Origin of the sequence: Arthrobacter sp. SX1312 (assembly GCF_002929295.1) — a bacterium.
Taxonomy (GTDB): Bacteria; Actinomycetota; Actinomycetes; order Actinomycetales; family Micrococcaceae; genus Arthrobacter_D.
Genome location: NZ_PJIM01000001.1, coordinates 326,074 through 339,867 on the forward strand (window position 1 = coordinate 326,074; position 13,794 = coordinate 339,867).

The following is a 13,794-nucleotide window of genomic DNA, read 5'->3' on the forward strand; positions in this document are numbered from 1 at the left end:
CCTAGATCGTGTCGATGTAGCTCATGTCGATTTCGGTGGTGAACGTGAATCGGGAATGCTCGGTATCGGGGTCCGGCAGGTCCGCGGGGAGAGCGAAGTCGCCGATCGCGCCGAACTGCACGCCGTCGACGACCGAGTTCTCGAGGCTGTGGATGATCGAGTAGGTCGCTTCGACCAGCTCGACGGCTCGTGCTGAGCTTCCCGCCCATGCCTCGATGACGAAGGTCCGAGAGACGGTGATCTTGTTCTTCCGGTTCCCGCCGACGAGCAGGATCCGGATGAACTCCGGCGGAAGGTCACCCGGTCGCCGGGTGGACACCGGGATCTGCACGGTGAACCGTGCGAGGAGACGCGCGATGAGGATCTTGCGCAGGAGCGCCGGGGCATCCCCGAACAAAGGTTCCTCCATCAGCGCCGCCCGGCGTCGAGCGCCCTGGTGAGCGCCCGATCCCGGGCCTCCCGCCGCTTGGCGGCCGGCGTGTTCGCGATGACCGAGACTCGTGCACGGTTGCGACCAACGTAGGTCGACGCCTCCATGCCGGGCCCAGCCGCCGCGGCAATGTTCTTGCCGCGCCGCTCGAGGTCCTTGACGACCTCCGGGCTGGTCCGGAGCTTCCGGAAGCCTTCGAGGTTCAGCTTGATCTTCTGCGCCATCAGCCGGTCACCTTCCTCAGTTCCACCACGGATACGACATCCCGGCCGCCCGGGTGCCGCCACCTCGCAGGTACGCCCTCGACCGTGTAGGAGCCGCCGCGCGCCTCGACCTTGTCCAGGTGCGTGAATGGCATGTCGAAGGGCCCATAGATCTTTGGTTCGACGACGACCCGCGAGCCGCCCGGCTCGCGCGGCTCAGAGGATGAGCCCGGATCGAAGACGTAGATGCCGACTACTTCGGGGTCGCCCCATCCCGCGATCTCGTTTCCGTGCCCGTCGAGGATGGGGTTGCCGTCATCGTCGGTCCGGCCGCCTAGGTGCGGGAGCCGTTGCACCGTCTCGCTGATACGGCGGGTCATCGGTAGCCCGACCTAACCCGGAAAGACCGGATGCCCGACCTGCGGGGCTTCCTCAGCAAGCCCCGCAGGTCCTCCTCGGAGATGTAGAGGAGACCCGAGGACACGGCCGCGTCGATCGTCTTCGAGTCCGTCACCGGCCCCGTCGTCGTGCTGATCTGGCGTACCGCCTCGGGGTTCAGGAGGACCCGCTTCACAGCGTTGACGACAGCGATCGTCGCGAGCTTTGCCTGCAGGCCGCCAGCCTCCATCACCGCATCGATGGCCGGCACCCGCAGGCGCAGCTTGGTGTCGGCCTCGCTGATGAGCCAGTCGACGACCTGTTCCTCCCGAACCGAAAGAGGCCCCCACGCCTCGATCACGTTGTCCTTCGTCGCAATCTCAGCCATGAGGGCCTCCTTCAACTACTCGGTGGGGATGCCGGCGTCCGCGAGCGCGTCAATGATCTCGGATGCCTTGGCGTCCGCGTCGACCTCGAAGCCCTTGGAAGCGGCGTAGGCGGCCCAGGCGGATGCGCTGGAGCCCTTGCCACCCTTGGGTGGGATGGGCGTCTCCGAGGGGCTCTGGGCGTCGCCCTGGTCATCCGTGGAGCCTGCTCCGTCGCCGCCGGGCGCGGTGCCGCTGCCGCCGCTCGTGTCTCCCGGGCCCGCGCCGGGGGGCTCTTCCTCTGCCTTCGTCGGGGGAGTTTCCCAGACATTGGGGTTGGTGATGAGCTTGGCCGCCCATTCCGGGACGGTGTCTCCCGGGCCGAAGCCCTTGGATTCGCCGTCCCGGTGGACGTGCACGAACGTGTTCAGCTTCCCGCTCATCTATCGGACCTTCGCGACGAAGAGGCGCTTGGCGTCCGAGAGGATCGGCAGCGCCGTGGCGTCGACGTAGGTGAACTCGCGGTACGGCGGACCGACCTTCTCGGTGACGCCGACGATGCCGGGCGCGTTCTCGAAGGAGAATTCGACCTTCTCGGAGTCGACCAGCTCGAGTGCGGTCGCCGAGACGCCGAAGGCGGTGTAGCCGAGGTCAGCGAGGTCCGCCGGGGTGAGCATCACGCGGTCATCGGGGATGACCGGGGTGATGACGCCGTCGACGTCGAACCGCGCCACGTCCTGAAGAACGATGGGCGCGAGGTTCTCGGAGTCGAGCAGGTCGTTCAGCTCGGAGAACGTCACACGGGTCTTGCCCGTCTGTGCGCCATGGACCGCGTTGACGATCTGCGTGTTGCGCTGGAGCAGCCGCAGGACGCCTTCCGTGGTCCGCTGGGCGCCGGGGCGAACCCCGTTGGTGCGCCGGTACTCGTCGTTCCAGGCGATCATGTCGTCGAGCGCGGGCGCGGCGATGTTCGACCACAGGGTGGCCGCGGTCACGAGGTGGTTGGCGGGAACACCGAAGTCGTACTCGCCGTTCACGCCGTTCTCGTTGATGGTGATCTTGCCGTCGGTCAGCAGGTCACCCCAGGCGAGCTCGAGGCGGTTCTGGACCTCGCGGGTGAGCTGCTCGCCGTCGTTGTAGGTGGCGTTGGCGAGCGCCTCCGAGCGGGTGCCTCCGGTGCGGGCGAATTCGAGCTTGAGCCGCTCGTACTCGCCCTGGCTGAGCGAGGTGGACAGCGGGATGAGGGGGACCCGCTTGTCGGACCCGCCGTCGCGCTGGGAGACGGTGATGCGGCCGTCGAAGGTGCGGAACTTCGCTGCGCGGTTGGTGCGCAGGATCTCCGAAAAGTCGACGGTGTTCGTCGTCAGGTAGCGCGCAGGGAACGCGACGAGGAACGCGAGGTTCGAGGGGACGGGGACCTCACGGATGAAGGTCGTCAGATCGACCGGAGGAACCGGCGCTTCGTAGAAAATTGCCATGGGTTACTCCTCAGAGTCCGAAGTGGATGAGCGTGAGGGCACCGCGGGCCGCGGTGTCCAGGGAACCGGCGCCAGCCTTGAGCGGCAGGCGGTCCGGGTTGACGAAGCCATGCACGACGCCGGCACCGCCGACGCGACCCGAAGTGGCGCGCGCGGGAAGCGACCCGAAGAGAATGCAGGAGGCGGCCTGTCGGCCGTCCGTGGCTGCGGGGTCATACGGCCCGAACAGCTCGGTGGTCTCGTTCTTCGCGAGCACGATGCCCGAGGGGATGGTGCCCTGCGGGAAGTGCGTCGCCTGATCGAACAGGGCGAGGTCGAGAGTGATCGACGGCGTGGTGCCGGGATCGGTGCCGTGCGGGCCGATGAGCCACGAGCGGTCCTCGGCCTGGTGGGTGGTGCTGATGACGCCGAATTCAGTCATGATCCGGTCCTTTCATGGGAGTGGTTAGTCCTTCTTCTTGAAGCGGCGTGCCGCTTCTGCCCGGCCTGCGTCGCCGGGCGTGGATGATGCCTGCTCACGGTTGCCCTGCCCTGTGAAGGGGAAGCGCTGCTTGTCCTGCTTGGAGGACTCCGTGGAGTTCTCCGTGACCCACTTCTTGATCTCGTCGGTCTTGGCCTTGTCTCCGTCGATGTACTCGCCGAGGTTGAGCCCGAGCATGGCGCCCGGGTCGACCGTCCGGCCCGCCAGAGCCTTCTCGAAGGCGTTGCGGGCGCGTTCCTGACCGAGCACCGACCGCACTTCGGCGCGGCCGGCTTCCTTCGCCTCTTCGACGGCGCGTTCCTGCTCCGTGAGGCTCTTGGTTCGGCTGTCCTCGATGTCCTTCTTGAGCTGGCGAGCCTGCTCAGGGGTGAGGTCGCCGTAGGCCTTGACCCGGTCCTCGTGCTTGCGCGCCTGGTGCCGCCAGTAGGCCGACTGCTCCTCCGGCTTCATGTCCTTGACGGACGTATTGGCCGGAAAGCCGGTGTCGGTGTCGCTGCCGTTGCCGCCGGAGCCGTTGTCGCCACCGGCGCCGGTCCCGGTTCCACCGGTGTCGCCACCGGTGCCATCACCGTTGTCCATGCGGGCGTCGCCGAGAGTCGCGCGGCGGAGCGCGAAGAGCTTGGTCAGCGCTCCGGGCTCGTGCAGGTTCAGCCCGTGGGGCTGCAGGGTATTCGTGAGCATGCGGTTTCCTCCCATGACGGGTTCGTTGGTGCGCCCCATGGCGGGGCATCCGGTGCGGCGAGCGCCGCGCGGAATTCTTTAGGTAAGGACCTCGGGTCCGGCGAAGTGCTGCGAGCGCCAGCCGATGATCGGACCGATCTCGGAGTGCTGGTTCGCGACGATGAGGTCGAGGTAGTCGGAGCGTTCGTTGCGGCCATCGAGGATCCTGGCGCCGCGGTCGCTGTCGCCGAACTCCTGTTCGATAGCGGCTTGCGTCTGCTCCAGCAGGTCTCGGTCGATGACCTGCTTGTCCTCGCCGAAATACGGCTTCACATCGCAGTCGTCACCAGGATGGATCGGCATCAGGTCACCCCGGTTGTAGCGCTGGGTGGAGGCGATGACGCACAGCGCGCAGTTCTCGCGACCGGTGAGCACCCGTCGGTGTGCGGTGAACCTTGAGCGGCTCATGGTGTCGCGGGCGGCGTGGGTCTTGGAGAGCTGGAGGCCGGTACCGACGATGTCGGTCAGGCGCGCGCCGCCGGCGGCTGCTGCCGCGGTGAGCGACTTGCCCTCGCCGAGCTTGGTGTAGACGGTGTTGAACGGCCGCTGGTAGACCGTTGCCGCGTCCACACCGCGGAGCGCGGCGGTGCTCGCGGCGATTGCGCTGCCCGTCCGCACGGCCTGCTTCAGCTCGAGCTCGGACACCTGCCGGATGTACGCGTCGGTGAGGTCCGCGATCCGCTGCTGACCTGCCTCGACGCGCGGCACCAGCTGGGCGACGAGCATCTCGTAGTCTGCGTCCCGGTAGGACCCGAGTCCTCCCCACTGCCTTTCGGCGTAGGCGAGGACCCGGGCCCGGACGGCACCAACCTGTCTGCGGTAGTTCGCGTCAAGCCGTGTTTGCGGGAGCATTGAGGTCCTCCGCGAGCAGCATCTCGTCCGCCAGCTCAGATGTGAGCTGCCGGATCTCCTCGGGCGTCTTCTGCAGGATCTCGCGCCAGATCGTCTTCTTGGCCATGGACCCCTGCGCCTGGGCGACGGCGGAGTACATGTCCGAAAGCGAGTGACGCTCGGTGGGCATCCAGCCGATGATGATCTTCGACCGGTCCGCGCGTTCGGTGTCCTCGAGGGTGAGGAAGATCAGGTAGAAGAGGTCCCGCAGCGCCTGGGCGGCGCGGGTCATCTTGTCCTCGGTGGCAAAGGTCAGCCCCTCGCGGGTGAAGGACGCGCCCGTCGCGGACTGGTTGTCCGGGGCGAGGATCGACAGTGGCCGGCGGGTGACCGCGGCGAGCTGCTTCACGTCGTCCTTGATCGCGGACAGGATCCCGTTGAGGTCCGCTTGCGTGGACTCCCAGATCTTCGCGTCCTTCGGGAGCTGGATCCACGACCCGGGGTCAGAGGTGAGGACGTCGTCGAGGGTCGGCTGCTTCTCAGCATCCGCCCCGTCCTCGGCGTCCTCCTCTTCGTCTTCGTCCATGTGCACCACGCGCTGCTTGAACGCCTGGTACAGGGTGATGACCATCCGCTGGTAGACGGTGTCGTTAATTCGGTTCAGCAGGTCCAGGTGAGGCTCGAACTCGCCCACGCCGCGGCGGTTCCGGAACCGGACGACCGGCACGAGGCTGTGGGGGAGTGGTTCGCCGGCGGCGCCGCCGAACTCGGCGTCCCAGGACCACGCGTTCTTGCTGAACAGCGGGCCGCGCGGGCTTCCTTTCGACTTCCGCGACGCGACGTATCGCATCGCCGGACCGAAGGCGCCGGATTCCTCGTCCCACTGGCCCTTGATGAAGAGGAAGATGTAGTCCTTTTCCTCGTCCGGGTCGTGGAAGGTCTTGGACGCGGCGCGGATCTCCGACTGCTTCACCGGGTTGTGGATGGTAACGACCTGGCGAGGATCCTCGCCCGTAACGATCAGCTCGTCCGAGTCGGAGTCCTTGCCGACCATCATGAAGCTGTCGCCGAGGGCCAGCATGTTCTCGATGACATCGGCAAACTCGACGTCGAGGCCGTTCTCTTTCCAGATGCGCTGCGCCTCGTCGTCGACGTCCTCGCCGCTGAGCGCGGTCCGGATGTCTCGGACGGTGATGCGCTCGGCCACGGATCCGACGAGGACGTCCGCGTAGTTCGTGCGCGCGGTCTTTAGGAACTCACGGAAGGACTCCCGCGCGGTCTCGACGTTCGTCGGCAGCGGCGGATTCCCGATGTGGTAGCTGTGCAGCAGGTTGAGGCGCTTCAGCCGCCCGACGCGCTTCTTGTCGAGCTTCGCGAGCCACCAGCCGGGGCTGTTCGGGGTGTCGATGTCGATGGTCACAGGGCACCTCCTAGCGAAGTCGGCGGATCACAGAGCGCTTCTTGCGGCGCGGTTTGGCCCCGCTCTTGCGGGCGTCCAGGCAGGCTTTCCACGAGAGGACTCCTGCCATGGCTTGGTCGAACTTGCGGTCGAGCTCGATCTTCCCGAGCGTCCAGAGCGGCTGCCCTTGGTCGTCGAGGATGCGTAGGTCGCGGCGGCCGGCGTTGCCGATGTGGCGGGTGTAGTCCTCGGCACCGGTGTGCGTGATGATTCCGGCGTCGATGCCCTCGGTGAAGGCGCGCACGGCGTACGACATCGGGGTCTTTCGGGCCGTCCACCATTCCTCGACCTGGTCCGGGTACTTCGCCGACCAGGAGCCCATCGTCTCAGTCCAGTGCGGCGGGTCACCGTAAAGCTTCCAGACGTTGAACCTCTTCATCAGCTCTTCGAGCTTCGCGGTGACCTCGTCCTCGTCGACTTCCCAGTCCTCGACCTTCGGGTCCTGCTCCCACAGGAGGTCCTTGCCGCCCATCTGCAGGCCGGTCTCGATGTCCGTGACCACGAACGCGGTGGCGTCGCGGAAGCGGGCGCCGTCGAATCCGATGGTCACGAAGGCTCCATCGGGGATCTTCTGGTCGGGCCGGGCCAGTGTCTTCCACTTGTCGAGGTCGAAGGCCTGCGCCGCCGACTTCTGCCAGCGGTTCAGCCACACCCGCTCGAGGTAGGACTTGTCCGCGCCCTTGCGGTCCCACTGCCGGGCGATGGACTCGAACTGCCCGGGACCGTACTCGCCGATCGGGCCCGTGGCCTCCGAGATCGCCGCAACCCGCAGATCGAGAGTCGTCAGGTCCTTGTGCTCGGGACCCGCCCAGCGGGCGAAGAAGAACATCTGTGGGTCATCGATGAGGCCCTTGTCGATGTCCTCGGCTTCCTTGCGCAGGTCCTCCTGGATGGAGTTCTGCCCTGGCTGGCCCGCCGTCGACGTGTAGAGCGACCACGGGTCCTCCAGCACCCTCTTTTCGAGGTTCGCCGTCATCGTCTCGTGGGCGTTCTTCTGATTCGGCAGGTACAGGCGGTGCGGCTCGTCGAAGCACTGGAATGTCGTCAGCGCACCGTCGCGCGAGTTCGGCGCGTTCGAAACCGGGACGACCTGACCCTCGTTCTGTCCGCGAGCGCCCAGGCGGATGATGCGGTCCAGTCCGGAGTCGAACAGGTCCGCGTCGGGGCCCTCCTCTACGACGTACTTCAGGACGCCGTAGGCCAGTTCGGAGACCTGCTCCTCGCTGGTGGCCATCATGGGGATGTAGGGGAACATGACCGGGCGGCCGACGGGGTTGCCGTTGGCGTCGAAGCCGTCGCAGCGGGCCGGCGCTTCGGGGTGCAGCTCACAGAACGACACCCAGGCGGCGAACTCGGTCTTGGCGAGGCCCTTGCGCCACTCGATGCCGCCGCGCTTGAACCGGCGGCGCCCGGCGAGCCGGTGGCCGGCCGGGTACACCTCGTAGAGCCGGTACAGGGCCGCCTTCTTCTCGGCGTCCAGGGCGGCCTGGCGGCCGGCGAGGGAGCCGGGCCCGAAGACGCATCGGTCCTCGATGAAGGACACCATCTGCGGTCCGAGGGTGGGCCATGGCTGATCATCCAGCTCGGGGACAATCAGGACCGCCACGCTAGTTCACCGACCTCAGGATCTGTCTCGGGTCGGGGCCCTCATCGGGTGTGCCGGCTTGGCTGTGGTCTCGGCCGCGGTCCTGATTGCGTGTCTCGACCTCTTCGGCGAGCGCGAAGGTGATGCGCAGCCGTGCGCGGTCCTCCGGGGTGGCCCCGAACTTCGCCACGCGGAGTCGGAGCTCGGAGGCGAACCGGAAGTCGCCGGACCAGACCCGTGCGTGGAGGAGTGCGGTGTCGAGGAGTTCGGACCAGTCGTTGGCGGTGAACTCGGCGGCCAGTGGGGACTCGCCCCACATCTTCCACCAGCGCACGGTGACCAGCGGCCAGGTGAAGCGCTTCTTCTTGCCCTCGGCGTCCGTGAAGTAGATCGTGGGCAGCTTCGGCTGCGCGTCCGGGGTGACCTGGATGATCCGCAGGCCCTGCTGGTCCTTGTTCCGCCGCGAGCGGGTCGAGGGGTCCTTCCCGACGGGTCCTCTACCGGCCATCTGGTTCCTCCTCGGTCTCGGTCAGCTGCTCGGGAGCAGGTGCAGTCGGTACAGGCCCCCGATGACTTCGGAAGTGATGTCACCGATGAGGTAGGCCAGTGTCTCGTTGTCGCCGAGGAAGAACGTGCGGGCTCGGCTGTCCCAACCGCCGACGTGGTCAGCGAAGAACAGCACGGCGGCGGCGTGCGTTGCCTCGTGCGCGACGGTGCGGGTCGTGAGCTGCTTCGTCCAGAGACGCATGACGAGCACCGGGCCGGGGTCAGGCTGAGGCCAATGCCAGCCCCCAACGGAGGCGAGGCCGCCACCGATGTCTTCGTCGGGGTCGTAGGGTCGGCCGCGGTCCTTGTTGTGCGCCCGCGCGAGCTCGTCGACGTCGTCGTAGACGTGCACCCAGACCTGACGACGGATGCCACTGGCACGGGTTGCAACTCGGAACCGAGCGACCATCGCCATGCTCACTCCTCGCGCTTGTGGCGCCTCTGCCTGTACCAACCGCAGGTCTGAGGCGGTGCCCGGTGTTGCGTCCGACGTGCGCTGCTGCTGGCCCTGACGATTCGTGCAGGGGCGGGCCGCTTGGCTGGTCGGGACGGGTGGAAGTCTGCGGTTGCGTCCGGCCTCTGTGTTTGCCGGCTTGAGTTCTTGGCCGCGTTTCCTTAGCCTCCGTGTGCCGGTCAGCTAGGTACGTTGTTGAGCGTTAGACGAGCTGCAGCTCGATGTTGGTCGAGAGGTTTCCCGCGCGGATCGTGCGGCCCGTGACAGTGATGTACCTCCCGGTGCTGTAGAACTCGACTCTGAGTCCGTCCACCGTGGTGCGGCGTCCGGGCCCGGCGGCTGCGGTGCCCCACAAGTGCAGGCCAGTGCCAGAGGGTGAGAGCTCCACCCACGCGCCCGGGAATCGGTCCATGAGCGCCTGTGCCTGCGGGTTTGGCTTCCCGTCCACCATGCAGTCGTCTAGGTCGATGCAGGACACTCCGTCGCCGTTCAGCACGAACCCCAGACCGACGCCCACCCTGGATGCTTTCGCAGCGGTGTAGTCCGTCCAGGTTGCCGGATCCGTCGAGGACGCATGGCGGCCGGCGAGTGTCATCGGCACCTTGTCGACGCGGCCGCGGCGCTCAACCAAGTCCCACCGAACCCACCGATTGAGGCGCCTCAGCGCGGCTGGTATCGGGGCGCGGTTTGCGTACACCCTGCATTTCGCAGAACAGAAGAGCGCATCACTCCGAAGCAAATTCAGAGGGGCTGAACAATGCGCGCACGCTCGTTTCGTCATGCCCTCATTCTACCCTTTTGTTACGGATAATCCGCGCTATCAAGCGGAAGTAAGAAAGGTGATCCCGCGAGCGCCGATAGGCGTTTACCGGCGAGTGGAATGACCCGGGGCGGCGAATTAGGCGATATGCGGGCAATTCGCGACCGCTTGTGCCATAAATACCCAGACCCGTACAAACAGAAAGTTGCAGCACCTCTCCGTAAGAGCAATGGGAGCGGGGAGGGGGGAGGGCCCCTGGGTGTCATCCGAGGGCGGAATCGTAGGCGGCGCGCTGCTGCCGTCGGCCCTCGGCCGCTTCCTGTTGGGTCTTGTCTCGGTGGCACGGTGAACAGGCAGCCTGCCCGTTGTCCAGCGTGGTCGTGCCGCCGAATGCTTCGGCCAGAATGTGGTCCGCCTCGGTCGCTCGGTAGGTGCACCGCGGCCCACGGATCTTGCACTGGCCCTTGTCTCGAGCCAGTACTGCCGAGCGCCATGCCTTGTGTTCAGCTGTCGCCGTTCGCGGTGTACCTTCGCGCTGCCAGTTCACCGTCGTGTGCTCGGGACAGTAGCGCTTGCCAACGACTCGCGTCTCGCACTGATGGTCCGCGCATTTTTTCGGAGCTCGTGGCATTGAACGTCCTACCGAATAGCAATTGCTGGTGGCACAGATGAGGCCCGGGAACGCAATGCGTTCACCGGGCCTCAGCATTTGGAGACACTTCTCCGAAGCCCTCTCAGAATAGCGTGAAGCAATCGCTTTTAACAACTGCTATCGCGCATTCATCAGCGGTGCGCGCGGCACCGAGGGGGCGGACGTCGGGCGGGGTGGGCTTGCATCGGGAGGGGGTACACGCTGTGTACCCCCTCCCGGGTTTCTCCTTAACTAGGGCAGGGGTCCGATAGTTCACGCGGGGGGGGGGGTCTTACGATCAGGTGCCACTCTCCTCCGCCTGGTTGCTCGCACTGATCTGCTCGGACAGGCTGACCAGTTCGAGCCCGGGCCAGTGCTTGCCGCAGATGGCGCACTCGGCGTACGGGCCGGCGTCGTCGGTGCTGATGTGAAGTGCGGTCTTCCTCGTGCGCTCGCCGTCGTCCTCGACGAAGTGGAAGGCGGTCTTGCACTCCGGGCAGGTGCCGGCCAGAGGGATCACCTTCTTTGGATTGAAGAGCGCCTCGATGGATCGGTTCCACCCAAGCACGATCTTCTCTGCCTCGGCCAGTGATTCCCGGTCCAGCCTGGCGCGAGCTACCCAGTACTGGATGCGGTCCTCAAGGGTGTAGGACCGGAGGGGCCGGGCGTCCTTGTGGGTCCAGTAGAGGAAGCCTGCCTGCTCGTCAATCTCGCGGTAGAGGTCGAAGGCGTTCAGTGCCAGTGGTGATGGCCGGCCGCCGCTGCCCCCGGATCCTCCCTCCATCCCGGGCGTCTTCGCGCGCCGCAGCTGCACGAGCAGCGGGTCAGCCATGACCCACTTCGTCACGGTCCCACCGTTCGGGCCGTCGCACTCGATGCCGTGCGGTGTCTCATTCACCAGGAGGGAGATCGCTTCATCGAGCTTCTGGGTGTTCAGGTCGTGGTTCGTCATGGTCTGCTCCTTCCTGCTTGTCGTCTGTCCACTGCTGCACGCATCCCCAGCAACCGCACTCGCCCTCAACATGTCTAGGCATGGGGTGCTCCCTTCAGCGTCTCGACGATCGAGCCGTCGAGGATCCCGTCAGGGCGCCACACTCCGGAGTCGATACCGAGGAGCGCGAACGCTGCGAGCCACTGCTGCTGCGGCAGAGTCGTCTTGCCCTTCATGGACTTGAGCTCCCGCACGAGGATGGTCTCCCGCACCCGGTGGATCATCACGAGGTCAGGGAAGCCCGGCTCCGACCGGCGGGAATCATAGGTGTGATAGGTCATCCAGCCGAGGAGCTTCGCGGTCTGCACGACGCGTTCCTGGAAGTCCTTCTCAGAGAGACCCAGCACAGTAGTAGTTCGATGATCAGAGGCAGCAGGCATGAGAGTCCTAGATGTGGTCATGACGGTTTCCTGTTCCGAGGTCGACGACGGCGTTTACCAGAGGGATGAGAGGGCGGAGGCTTAGCTGCCCCACCATCACCACCCGACCTACCCCGTCCCTTCACAGCCCGTCCCGTCACGTCCTGACCCGTCCCAGCAAATCCAGTTCCGTCACCCTGATGTCCTGCCGGAATCTGCCGGACCGATGGTGAGGGTTTATCCGTGCGCTGGTCCGGTGAGGCCGGGTGAGCGTGGACCGGGCCGGAAGTATCCGTTGCCTGGTCGACCGGAGCTGCCACGGCGGGCTGCTCGACGGGTCGCTCTGCCGTTGCCTGTGGTCCGTTGACCGGCGCAGGGGTGAAGGGCTTGCGTGGGGAGGGCTTGACGACGACGTCGTTCTTCGCGAGGAACGCGGCCGTCGACTCGGAGTAGTACGGCTCGGCCGGCGCTGGCAGTGGCACCCACGCCTTCCCGCTCTGGTCATCCTTCTTCGAGGAATTACAAGAGCGGCACGCCACCACGAACATCTCCAGCGACGGCTCACCCTGGCCCGGCACCACGTGATCGTACGTACCACCACGACCGGACTTCCGATCGCCGAAGTACACGATGTTCCCGCAGTACCGGCACTGGTCGCCGTCCCTCAACCGAGCGGGGAACGTCAGCTCCGGATTGCGGGCGTCCCGCTTCCGCTGATTCATCCACTCACGCTCGGACTTCAACACCATGTGGAAGAGGTTCTCGTCCTCCACCAGCTTCAGCGCATCGCGCTCAACACCATCCTCCTCAACCTTCACCCAGCTCATGTACCCAGCACGCACAGCCTGATCCGTCATCACCCGATACCGAGAGATACCAGCCACAGACTTCGCCGTCCCCAGCGTCACCAGATAGTCCTGCTCGTGCGCCGCAGCCATCGTCACGCACCGCTGCACGAACCCATACAACTCATTGACCGTCCGATCATCAGCCTCATCAAACTCCAGCGCTCGCAGAACGATGGGGTGGAATGCGGCGGTGTCGGATCCTTTGACCCAAGACATGAGGTTTAGGGGCCCTGCCTCTCACCTGGTGGATTCGCGAGCGCGATCAGGACGTCGGCGTGGCAGGGCTGGTCGAGTGGGCACCAGCACGCGAGGTCCGTGCCGGCGAGCGCACGGGCATTGAGGCGCATGGCGGTCCGACTGGCGAGTAGGCGCCGGTAGAGCTCGACGCACTGCTCAGCCGTTGCATCCTCGACCTGATGGAGGGAGATGATCGGCTTCTCGAATGTGCCGCCTGGGTGGTGGAAGGGGTGCCGCTGACCGCTCGTCTTCCCTCCCCGACCCTCCAGCTCCCACTCGCTGCCATCGAGTGCGGGCATCCGCACCTGCGTGTAACCGACGCGGTATGGGTTGCCCCAGCGAGTTCCGCGGCCGACGTAGACGGCGTCCTCGGGCATGCGCCAGCCCTTCGTGCGGCGGCGCTGAATGCGTTGCGGGCTCACTGTGCCAGCACCAGGTAGGGCACCCAGCCGCCGACCGGCTCGTTGCCGAAGGCTTCCTCGGGCCAAGACTCCTCCATGAAGCGCAGTTCCGGGCGAGCCCATTTCTTCACGGCGTTGTCCCGCCACTGCGCGAGGACGGGGTGCTGGCCCGGATCGTACGCATTCTGTTCGTAGAACTCGCGGTACACGTCGTCCGCGAGCGCAGCGTCGTGGGTTCCCCATACGACGGCGACGGCGTCCTCGGTCTCCCACGCTTCGAGGTGAGCCCGCTCAGCCTTATCGAGGGCGTCAGCTGCCCGCGTGAGCAGGCTGTAGTCCTCGGACTCCTGTGCTGCTGCTCGCAGTTCTTCCTGGAGGCTCATGGCTGGACCTCGCGGTCGGTTGGGTTGCCGAAGATGGCGTTGAGGAGGCGTGTGGCGGCGCCCGGGGTCAGTGCGATCGGCTGGAAAACGGACGGGCCCTGCTTTCTGTCCGGGCGTGCGTTCATCTCGGCCGCGACATCGAACTGAGCGGTGGGCTTGGCGTTGCGGTCCTCCGCTTCGCGCCGCTTCTGCTCGCGCAGGTCCTTGAGTGCTCCGGGGTACTGCTTGCCGGTGAATCGGGGCATGGTGGTCTC

21 protein-coding genes are annotated in these 13,794 nt (G+C 66.1%); all 21 read right to left on the reverse strand.

Annotated elements, in window-relative coordinates; genetic code table 11:
* Window position 1 precedes the first annotated feature (1 nt).
* Complete coding sequence (locus CXQ92_RS01530) at window positions 2-409, reverse strand: hypothetical protein (RefSeq protein ID WP_146067345.1); 408 nt, start codon at window positions 407-409, stop codon at window positions 2-4.
* Window positions 409-654 carry a hypothetical protein gene (locus tag CXQ92_RS01535; RefSeq protein ID WP_104164680.1) on the reverse strand — a complete coding sequence of 82 codons (246 nt, stop codon included), beginning with the start codon at window positions 652-654 and terminating at the stop codon, window positions 409-411. The genes CXQ92_RS01530 and CXQ92_RS01535 overlap by 1 nt, the downstream gene beginning before the upstream one ends.
* Window positions 654-1,013 (reverse strand): hypothetical protein, encoded by a 360-nt coding sequence (locus tag CXQ92_RS01540; protein WP_104164682.1) that lies wholly within the window; start codon window positions 1,011-1,013, stop codon window positions 654-656. The genes CXQ92_RS01535 and CXQ92_RS01540 overlap by 1 nt, the downstream gene beginning before the upstream one ends.
* A complete protein-coding gene (locus tag CXQ92_RS01545; protein WP_104164684.1) occupies window positions 1,010-1,399 on the reverse strand; it encodes a hypothetical protein in 390 nt (129 codons plus the stop codon). The genes CXQ92_RS01540 and CXQ92_RS01545 overlap by 4 nt, the downstream gene beginning before the upstream one ends.
* Window positions 1,400-1,414: 15 nt before the next feature.
* Complete coding sequence (locus CXQ92_RS01550; RefSeq protein WP_104164686.1) at window positions 1,415-1,819, reverse strand: hypothetical protein; 405 nt, start codon at window positions 1,817-1,819, stop codon at window positions 1,415-1,417.
* Window positions 1,820-2,854, reverse strand: a complete 1,035-nt coding sequence (locus tag CXQ92_RS01555) for a major capsid protein (RefSeq protein ID WP_104164688.1) — start codon at window positions 2,852-2,854, stop codon at window positions 1,820-1,822.
* A 10-nt stretch (window positions 2,855-2,864) separates the two neighbouring features.
* On the reverse strand, window positions 2,865-3,275 hold the full coding sequence (locus CXQ92_RS01560; protein WP_104164690.1) for a head decoration protein: 411 nt from the start codon (window positions 3,273-3,275) through the stop codon (window positions 2,865-2,867).
* Window positions 3,276-3,299: 24 nt separating this feature from the next.
* Window positions 3,300-4,016 carry a hypothetical protein gene (locus CXQ92_RS01565; protein WP_146067346.1) on the reverse strand — a complete coding sequence of 239 codons (717 nt, stop codon included), beginning with the start codon at window positions 4,014-4,016 and terminating at the stop codon, window positions 3,300-3,302.
* 78 nt (window positions 4,017-4,094) lie between these two features.
* Complete coding sequence (locus tag CXQ92_RS01570; RefSeq protein ID WP_146067347.1) at window positions 4,095-4,907, reverse strand: hypothetical protein; 813 nt, start codon at window positions 4,905-4,907, stop codon at window positions 4,095-4,097.
* Complete coding sequence (locus CXQ92_RS01575) at window positions 4,885-6,306, reverse strand: phage portal protein (RefSeq protein ID WP_104164696.1); 1,422 nt, start codon at window positions 6,304-6,306, stop codon at window positions 4,885-4,887. Before CXQ92_RS01575 ends, CXQ92_RS01570 begins: the two co-directional genes overlap by 23 nt.
* Before the next feature lie 10 nt (window positions 6,307-6,316).
* Window positions 6,317-7,951 carry a large terminase gene (locus tag CXQ92_RS01580; RefSeq protein ID WP_104164698.1) on the reverse strand — a complete coding sequence of 545 codons (1,635 nt, stop codon included), beginning with the start codon at window positions 7,949-7,951 and terminating at the stop codon, window positions 6,317-6,319.
* A 1-nt stretch (window position 7,952) separates the two neighbouring features.
* Window positions 7,953-8,438 carry a hypothetical protein gene (locus tag CXQ92_RS18015; protein ID WP_181033515.1) on the reverse strand — a complete coding sequence of 162 codons (486 nt, stop codon included), beginning with the start codon at window positions 8,436-8,438 and terminating at the stop codon, window positions 7,953-7,955.
* Between the two features lie 21 nt (window positions 8,439-8,459).
* Window positions 8,460-8,891: a hypothetical protein gene (locus CXQ92_RS01590; RefSeq protein WP_146067348.1), complete on the reverse strand. Its 432-nt coding sequence runs from the start codon at window positions 8,889-8,891 to the stop codon at window positions 8,460-8,462.
* Between the two features lie 241 nt (window positions 8,892-9,132).
* On the reverse strand, window positions 9,133-9,525 hold the full coding sequence (locus tag CXQ92_RS01595; RefSeq protein WP_219815667.1) for a hypothetical protein: 393 nt from the start codon (window positions 9,523-9,525) through the stop codon (window positions 9,133-9,135).
* Between the two features lie 427 nt (window positions 9,526-9,952).
* Window positions 9,953-10,399, reverse strand: coding sequence for an HNH endonuclease (locus CXQ92_RS18845; RefSeq protein ID WP_368784547.1), 447 nt, complete (start codon window positions 10,397-10,399; stop codon window positions 9,953-9,955).
* 220 nt (window positions 10,400-10,619) lie between these two features.
* Window positions 10,620-11,273: a hypothetical protein gene (locus CXQ92_RS01605; RefSeq protein ID WP_104164706.1), complete on the reverse strand. Its 654-nt coding sequence runs from the start codon at window positions 11,271-11,273 to the stop codon at window positions 10,620-10,622.
* A gap of 74 nt (window positions 11,274-11,347) precedes the next feature.
* Entirely contained in the window at window positions 11,348-11,659 is a 312-nt protein-coding gene (locus CXQ92_RS01610; RefSeq protein ID WP_258069654.1) for a VRR-NUC domain-containing protein, read from the reverse strand.
* Between the two features lie 50 nt (window positions 11,660-11,709).
* The gene (locus CXQ92_RS17740) at window positions 11,710-12,735 is read right to left on the reverse strand and encodes an HNH endonuclease (protein WP_146067349.1); all 1,026 of its coding nucleotides are present in this window, start codon (window positions 12,733-12,735) and stop codon (window positions 11,710-11,712) included.
* A 5-nt stretch (window positions 12,736-12,740) separates the two neighbouring features.
* On the reverse strand, window positions 12,741-13,280 hold the full coding sequence (locus CXQ92_RS01615; protein WP_104164710.1) for a DUF4326 domain-containing protein: 540 nt from the start codon (window positions 13,278-13,280) through the stop codon (window positions 12,741-12,743).
* Complete coding sequence (locus CXQ92_RS01620; RefSeq protein WP_104164712.1) at window positions 13,175-13,540, reverse strand: hypothetical protein; 366 nt, start codon at window positions 13,538-13,540, stop codon at window positions 13,175-13,177. Before CXQ92_RS01620 ends, CXQ92_RS01615 begins: the two co-directional genes overlap by 106 nt.
* Window positions 13,537-13,785 (reverse strand): hypothetical protein, encoded by a 249-nt coding sequence (locus CXQ92_RS01625; RefSeq protein ID WP_104164714.1) that lies wholly within the window; start codon window positions 13,783-13,785, stop codon window positions 13,537-13,539. The genes CXQ92_RS01620 and CXQ92_RS01625 overlap by 4 nt, the downstream gene beginning before the upstream one ends.
* Between the last annotated feature and the right edge of the window lie 9 nt (window positions 13,786-13,794).

What these genes read in the sequence shown, in the direction of transcription:
- CXQ92_RS01530 (WP_146067345.1), bottom strand. Translation starts at nt 409, where the DNA reads ATGGAGGAACCTTTGTTCGGGGATGCCCCGGCGCTCCTGCGCAAGATC.
- CXQ92_RS01535 (WP_104164680.1), bottom strand. Translation starts at nt 654, where the DNA reads ATGGCGCAGAAGATCAAGCTGAACCTCGAAGGCTTCCGGAAGCTCCGG.
- CXQ92_RS01540 (WP_104164682.1), bottom strand. Translation starts at nt 1,013, where the DNA reads ATGACCCGCCGTATCAGCGAGACGGTGCAACGGCTCCCGCACCTAGGC.
- CXQ92_RS01545 (WP_104164684.1), bottom strand. Translation starts at nt 1,399, where the DNA reads ATGGCTGAGATTGCGACGAAGGACAACGTGATCGAGGCGTGGGGGCCT.
- CXQ92_RS01550 (WP_104164686.1), bottom strand. Translation starts at nt 1,819, where the DNA reads ATGAGCGGGAAGCTGAACACGTTCGTGCACGTCCACCGGGACGGCGAA.
- CXQ92_RS01555 (WP_104164688.1), bottom strand. Translation starts at nt 2,854, where the DNA reads ATGGCAATTTTCTACGAAGCGCCGGTTCCTCCGGTCGATCTGACGACC.
- CXQ92_RS01560 (WP_104164690.1), bottom strand. Translation starts at nt 3,275, where the DNA reads ATGACTGAATTCGGCGTCATCAGCACCACCCACCAGGCCGAGGACCGC.
- CXQ92_RS01565 (WP_146067346.1), bottom strand. Translation starts at nt 4,016, where the DNA reads ATGCTCACGAATACCCTGCAGCCCCACGGGCTGAACCTGCACGAGCCC.
- CXQ92_RS01570 (WP_146067347.1), bottom strand. Translation starts at nt 4,907, where the DNA reads ATGCTCCCGCAAACACGGCTTGACGCGAACTACCGCAGACAGGTTGGT.
- CXQ92_RS18015 (WP_181033515.1), bottom strand. Translation starts at nt 8,438, where the DNA reads ATGGCCGGTAGAGGACCCGTCGGGAAGGACCCCTCGACCCGCTCGCGG.
- CXQ92_RS01590 (WP_146067348.1), bottom strand. Translation starts at nt 8,891, where the DNA reads ATGGCGATGGTCGCTCGGTTCCGAGTTGCAACCCGTGCCAGTGGCATC.
- CXQ92_RS01595 (WP_219815667.1), bottom strand. Translation starts at nt 9,525, where the DNA reads ATGACACTCGCCGGCCGCCATGCGTCCTCGACGGATCCGGCAACCTGG.
- CXQ92_RS18845 (WP_368784547.1), bottom strand. Translation starts at nt 10,399, where the DNA reads ATGCTGAGGCCCGGTGAACGCATTGCGTTCCCGGGCCTCATCTGTGCC.
- CXQ92_RS01605 (WP_104164706.1), bottom strand. Translation starts at nt 11,273, where the DNA reads ATGACGAACCACGACCTGAACACCCAGAAGCTCGATGAAGCGATCTCC.
- CXQ92_RS17740 (WP_146067349.1), bottom strand. Translation starts at nt 12,735, where the DNA reads ATGTCTTGGGTCAAAGGATCCGACACCGCCGCATTCCACCCCATCGTT.
- CXQ92_RS01615 (WP_104164710.1), bottom strand. Translation starts at nt 13,280, where the DNA reads ATGGGCTCGCCCGGAACTGCGCTTCATGGAGGAGTCTTGGCCCGAGGA.
- CXQ92_RS01620 (WP_104164712.1), bottom strand. Translation starts at nt 13,540, where the DNA reads ATGAGCCTCCAGGAAGAACTGCGAGCAGCAGCACAGGAGTCCGAGGAC.
- CXQ92_RS01625 (WP_104164714.1), bottom strand. Translation starts at nt 13,785, where the DNA reads ATGCCCCGATTCACCGGCAAGCAGTACCCCGGAGCACTCAAGGACCTG.